The organism is Flavobacterium ginsenosidimutans (assembly GCF_003254625.1).
Lineage (GTDB): Bacteria > Bacteroidota > Bacteroidia > Flavobacteriales > Flavobacteriaceae > Flavobacterium > Flavobacterium ginsenosidimutans.
The window spans coordinates 1-5411 of record NZ_QJRJ01000052.1 but is presented as its reverse complement, the minus strand read 5'-3'; the positions used below and the strand labels follow the sequence as shown (position 1 = coordinate 5411).

At 35.3% G+C, this 5411-nt stretch carries 2 protein-coding genes and 1 pseudogene; all 3 read right to left on the bottom strand.

Features of this window, described 5'->3' with window-relative positions:
- A pseudogene (locus tag DM444_RS00295) lies at positions 1–1548 on the bottom strand (hypothetical protein); the annotation flags it as partial.
- A 289-nt stretch (positions 1549–1837) separates the two neighbouring features.
- Complete coding sequence (locus DM444_RS00290; protein WP_111282897.1) at positions 1838–3091, bottom strand: tail fiber domain-containing protein; 1254 nt, start codon at positions 3089–3091, stop codon at positions 1838–1840.
- 336 nt (positions 3092–3427) lie between these two features.
- A complete protein-coding gene (locus DM444_RS00285) occupies positions 3428–5281 on the bottom strand; it encodes a tail fiber domain-containing protein (protein WP_162614880.1) in 1854 nt (617 codons plus the stop codon).
- Positions 5282–5411 lie beyond the last annotated feature (130 nt).

Sequence of the window (5411 nt, the reverse complement as noted above, 5' to 3'; positions counted from 1 at the left end):
ATCTTTCAAATCGATTACCGTATCCTGTTTATCCTCGTCTGTAAACGTAAGCTTATTAGTGGCTTTATCATAATCTAAAGCTGTAAGCGTCTGCCCTGATTCAATCAGTTTTTCGATTTCCTTTTTTACTGACTGGTCCACAAAAATTGTTTTTGAGTTGTCAATAACATCTTGAACTACATTGATATCAGTAGTCCTACCATTTTCGCTTGTATAAGTATACAATCCATTACCTTTATCTTCAAGCGTAGTTAGGGTTTCTGCTCCTTTAACTAAATCTTTTAAATCGATTACCGTATCCTTTTTATCCTCATCGGTAAACGTAAGTTTATTAGTGGTTTTATTGTAATCTAAAGCCGTAAGCGTTTCTGCTCCTGCAACCAGATCTTTCAAATCGATTACCGTATCCTGTTTATCCTCGTCTGTAAACGTAAGCTTATTAGTGGCTTTATTGTAATCTAAAGCTGTAAGCGTTTCTGCTCCTGCAACTAAATCCTTTAAATCGATTACTGTTGGTTTTCCGTTTTCTCCTGTATACGTCAGTTTATTTGTTGCTGCATCATAAACTAAACTTGTCTGAGTTTCTCCGCCCGCAACTAAATCTTTTAACGGAAGTATATGAGGCACTTTTTCCTCGTCTGTATAGGTTAGCGTGTTAGCAGCTTTATCATAAAATAACGAAGTCAAGGTTTGCCCTGATTCAATCAGTTTTTCGATTTCCTGTTTTACCGACTTGTCTATGAAAATTTCTTTTGAGTTGTCAATAACATCCTTAACCACATTGATAGTAGTCGGTGTACCGTTTTCACTCACATAAGTATAAGAACCGTTTTTGTTATCGGTAAGCGTAGTTACAGTTTCTGCTCCTTTAACTAAATCTGTCAGCAAAATCACGTTTTCTTTTCCATTCTCATCTTTGTAAGTAAGCGTGTTAGCTATTTTATTATATTCCAATGATGTCAAAGTCTGTCCAGATTCAATCAGTTTTTCGATTTCCTGTTTTACTGACTGGTCTACAAAAATTGTTTTTGAGTTATCTATAACATCCTTAACCACATTGATTGTAGTCGGTGTGCCGTTTTCACTTACATAAGTATAAGAACCGTTTTTGTTATCTGTAAGCGTAGTTACAGTTTCATTAGCTTTTATAATATCACTTATCTTGATAATCTTTGTATTTCCTGATGCATCAATGTAAGTAAACTGATTGGTTGTTGGATTGTAAATAACGTTTCCGTTACCATCTGAAGATTCTCCAGACGCAATCATTCTATTCCACTTATTATCGTACCAATAGTAATATCCTGGCTTAATATCTAGTAAATTAGAAGTGTTAAAAACTAATAAACTCGGTACATTTCCATTTGTAATTGTACTAGCATCAGTAGGACCTGTCAAGGCTACTTGCGGAATCAACATACCTTTGTCCTTTGCAAAAACTTCTAACTGAGCAGAAGGATTTTTTATTTCTTTTTCTCCAACTATTACCTGAGAGTAAGCTGAGTAACTACCTAAGACAAAAAGTAAAGGAAGTAATCTATTCTTCATAAGATTTAATCTTTAAAGGGTTATTAAATTATTGATTATGATATGTGTCTCTTTTAAAAACACATTATACTTATCGTATATTTTTATTTTGCAAAGGTTTAATTATAATAGCTTTTTTCTTACCACTAAAAGTTTAAATTGTTACATTTTAAGACATATTTTAGATTTTAGTCCCGAAGCCTCGGGATTAGATTTTAGATTTTAGTCCCGAAGCCTCGGGATTAGATTTTAGATTTTGCTCATAAAAAAAGGAGCTGGCGCTCCTTTTTTTATTTTTTGCTAGATTTTTTTATCTATTTTCTAACAATTGTTCTACTCTTTCTAAACGTCTTTCAAGTTCAGTAATTTTAGCGTCTTTTGCTTCAATCTGCAATTGCTGTTCTTGAACTGCTTTAACCAAAGGCACTACAAACTGTGAATAACGCAAACTATAATAATCATTTGCTGATTGTGGTTTTACAATACCATTAAAACTATACCCGATACTATTAGCTGCAGTTTCAACTTCTTGAGCAATAAATCCTGATTGCAAACTAGAATCTCCTGAATTCAATTCATATGTCACTGGACGTAATTTATTTATAAAGTTTAAACCATAAGCACTTGTAGAAATAGTGTTTTCTAACCGTAAATCTGAAGTACTCGACCACTCTACTGCACCACCAATAATGGTTGCTTTATCATTTCCTATTTGTACCGTATTTGAACCTCTACCAACTGCATAGTTCCCTATCACAATTTGATTTACAGAATTATCACTTGGTGCTTGTGCACCAGCTCCTATAAAAATACTTTCTTTTGTATTTTTTAGAGTCTTTGATCCTGTTCCATAAAAATTACTCCCACTATTAAAACCAATAGCCACATTATTTTCACCATCTACATTATTCGACAATGCACTATCTCCTATTGCTGTATTATAATTACCCGTTTTATTGTAATTTACAGCACCTGTACCGAGAGCAGCATTTCTATTACCCGTTGTATTATTGAAAAGAGCACCATTTCCAACTGCTACATTCTGACCTCCAGAGGTATTATTATAAAGAGCTCGTGCACCAAATGCTGTATTTGTATTTCCTGTATTATTCAACATGCTAAACGCTCCAATAACCGTATTACTATCTCCTATTCGACCAGCTATTGAGTTAAATCTTTTAAAAACAATATCCTGATTATCAGTTGTACCTATAAAATTTGTTCCTGCGCTTGTTCCTGCATTTCCGGTTGTGCTCCAGCCGGTATTTGTTATTTTACGAATTACTCCGTTTGCATCTGTTGTTAAAAATTGATCTGTTACGGCACCATTCTGAAGTCCCTGAATTGCCAATGTAAAAGCAGAAGTCGTAGTTAAAATTGAAGGCTTTGTAAGCGTTCCTCCCAATTGGACATTTCCATTAGTTACTGTTAAACCATTATCTGCATTATTAAGCCCGCTTGGATTGATGGTTATTCTTTTTCCATTTGCTGTAACCACTTTTTCTGTCTGAGCCATTATAAAACCGCTCTGAACCAGCAATAACATACATAAAATTCTTTTCATCTTTATTTCTTTTAATTATTTCCATTAAAAATATACCATCGGTATATCGAGACACTTGTTTTAAGCATGCAAAAGTCCTACAAATACATTACTCGCATTACCCTTAAATGTTTTAATTCTTACATTTTAGGACATATTTTTTTAGTTGTTAGTTGTTAGTTGTTAGTTGTTAGTTGTTAGTTGTTAGTTGTTAGTTGTTAGTTGTTAGTTGTTAGTTGTTTAAATAAAAAAGGAGCTTTCGCTCCTTTTTTATTTAATTCAATTATTTGCTCGATATAAAGCAAAAAAAAAAATCCGATTATAAATAATCGGATTTTTAGATTTTTGAAGGGGAGCTTATTTCTTATCCATCAATTCTTTCACAAGCGATTTTAATTGGTCAATCTCAGCTTGTTGTTCTTTTATTGCGTTAATCAATACTGGAACCATTTCAGCATAATTTACACCTAGTGTTTTAGCTTCATCTTGTCCTACGGTTACCACTTCTGGCAATATAGTCTGCACTTGTTGTGCCGAAACACCCACTTTTAAATTGTTATCTGAACTGTCTTTCCAGTTGTATGTAATTGGATCTATTTTCATAACCTCTGCTAAACCGTATTTTAAAGGTTGAATATTTTTCTTTAAACGAATGTCTGATGTTTGAGACACACCATTTGCAGCGTATACTGTTTTCCATCTTAGGGATGAAGTACCTAAATCCTGACTTCCATTTCCTGAAGGATATACAACACCATTTTCATCAATCGTCATTCTTACTACATCAGACGTTTTAAATCTTAAATCACTCAGAAGAGTTTTTCCATCTCCTTTATAATAACCAAGCATTCCTGACATCTGAGCCATTACTCCATTATATCTTCCTGCAAAATTGAAAGTTCCTAATCCGTCTCCAAATTGTAAATTATCAGGAGCAGAAATGTTTCCTTTACATTTTTGTAAGAAGACTCCTGGAGTTATAGCAGTATCACCATAAGATGTCACCATAAGATCATCAAAATTATTAGCATTTCCATTATTAAGAATATGTAAAGCCCCACTTGGAGTTGTTGTATTAATACCTACAAAACCTTTCTCATCAATAGTCATTTTTACCGTATTTGAAGTATAAAACTGAAGGTCTGATAAATTCGTTACCCCTGCGTCTGTTCCTCTATAGTTAGCCACAATATTAGAACTAAACTTGTAAGCACCATCATTGTATCCAAAATTAAGCTGTCCTAATCTAGTTCCTTTTGCTAATGGCGATCCTGTAAGAATTAACTGTAGCGCTGTGTTATCATTAATTCCTTCAAAAATCACATCATTTCCTGCCTTATCAGCACTTATTAAATGTATACCCCCTAGTGGTGTTGTAGTACCTATACCTAATCTACCATTTGTTGTCAATCTCATCCATTCCTTATTATTTGTAATAAATGGAAGGTCAAAAGAATTTTTAGTTCCTAACGTTTTTAGAACAGGAACTGTATTACCATTTAACAACCACGGCATATCATCAGACCATCTTACCGTACCTGGCTCGTCAGTTATCAACATAGCTGGTTTGCTTTCTGCTGGTACAATATTTATCTGAGCATCTGTCAAAACCGCTCCTTTGTTATTTATAATTTCTAAAACACTACTAGAAGTTTTACTTGTAAGATCTTTAGAATTTAAATCAACTGTAATATCTGCATCAAGGACTTTTCCTCCTCCGCCTACTATGACTTTATCACTTCCTGCTAGTAAACTTCCTTTTGTAATTTCTGGTGTGTCTCCTTTTTCTCCTTGCTTTCCTTGAGGACCACGTAAGTTTTCTAACTGCGCATCGGTAAAATCTTCATATTTGAAATCTTTTCCAGGCAATCCTGGCGCTCCGTCATTTCCAGGTGCTCCAGGTGCTCCGTCATTCCCAGGCGCTCCTTTCAATGCCGCAAGCTGATCATCTGTGAAATCTGAATATTTGAAATCCTTTCCAGGCAATCCTGGCGCTCCATCATTCCCAGGCGCTCCTTTCAACGCCTCAAGCTGATCATCTGTGAAATCTGAATATTTGAAATCCTTTCCAGGCAATCCTGGCGCTCCATCATTCCCAGGTGCTCCAGGCGCTCCGTCATTTCCAGGCGCTCCTTTCAACGCCGCAAGCTGATCATCTGTGAAATCAGAATATTTGAAATCCTTTCCAGGCAACTCCTGGTGCTCCGTCATTTCCAGGCGCTCCTTTCAACGCCTCAAGCTGATCATCTGTGAAATCCGAATATTTGAAATCTTTCCCAGGCAATCCTGGCGCTCCGTCATTTCCAGGCGCTCCTTTCAATGCCGCAAGCTGGTCATCTGT